Origin of the sequence: Pseudomonas sp. HY2-MNA-CIBAN-0224 (assembly GCF_040310285.1) — a bacterium.
Classification (GTDB): Bacteria; Pseudomonadota; Gammaproteobacteria; order Pseudomonadales; family Pseudomonadaceae; genus Aquipseudomonas; species Aquipseudomonas helleri.
In genome coordinates this window covers 1-279 of the sequence record NZ_JBEOPQ010000434.1, presented here as the reverse complement: position 1 = coordinate 279, position 279 = coordinate 1, and the positions used below count along the sequence as shown (strand labels likewise).

The window sequence follows — 279 nt, the reverse complement described above, 5'->3', positions numbered from 1 at the left end:
ATGTTAAGCTCATTATTTGAGTCACAAGTGCTTAGCAATAATTTTTCCAAAGAAGGGGAAGTATTAGAGGGCAAGTCGATAGATAGTGCAGCATATATTAATCAGCAACTGGCTACCGTGAGCGCGCAAATGTCAGCGCAAGATTTGATAGTATTCTTAGCTGATATCGACTCGTTACTTATTAATAACGCACTCAAAACGATAGACAGTCAGCAGTTAGTCGCGTTAATGCTCTCGTCTGTGAATAAAAAAAATAACTAAATTCTATTTCTGTTACCC

The 279-nt window shown here is 37.6% G+C and carries 1 protein-coding gene; it reads left to right on the top strand.

All coding sequences use genetic code 11. The features are described 5' to 3' along the window. Positions 1–261, top strand: a 261-nt coding sequence (locus AAEZ03_RS27060) for a hypothetical protein (RefSeq protein ID WP_350582902.1), incomplete at its 5' end; no start/stop codon positions are given. Positions 262–279: the final 18 nt, after the last annotated feature.